Raw genomic sequence first — 462 nt, forward strand, 5'->3', positions numbered from 1 at the left:
GGTTGGTAACGCGAGCCTGTACGCGAGTACCTTCTGGGTAACGCGAAGTGATAGCTACCCACGGATCTTCGCCCATCTGCTTCAGACCCAGGGAAACGCGGTTGCGCTCACGGTCGAACTTCAGAACGCGAACGTCGACTTCGTCACCAACGTTGACGATTTCCGACGGGTGCTTGATGCGCTTCCAGGCCATGTCGGTGATGTGCAGCAGGCCGTCGATGCCGCCCAGGTCCACGAAGGCGCCGTAGTCGGTGAGGTTCTTGACGATACCTTTGACCTGTTGGCCTTCCTGCAGGGTTTCCAGCAGGGCTTCGCGCTCGGCGCTGTTCTCGGCTTCCAGCACGCTGCGACGGGAAACGACAACGTTGTTGCGCTTCTGGTCCAGCTTGATGACCTTGAATTCCAGCTCTTTGCCTTCCAGGTGGGTGGTGTCGCGCACAGGGCGGACATCAACCAGGGAGC

Annotated in this window: 1 protein-coding gene; it reads right to left on the reverse strand. The window is 59.7% G+C overall.

Going from position 1 to position 462, the window contains the following annotated elements; genetic code table 11:
• On the reverse strand, positions 1–462 hold a 462-nt coding region (locus tag B3E94_RS14145), incomplete at both ends, for a S1 RNA-binding domain-containing protein (RefSeq protein WP_286913994.1).

The organism is Pseudomonas sp. UBA6315 (genome assembly GCF_002438125.1).
Taxonomy (GTDB): domain Bacteria; phylum Pseudomonadota; class Gammaproteobacteria; order Pseudomonadales; family Pseudomonadaceae; genus Aquipseudomonas; species Aquipseudomonas faucium.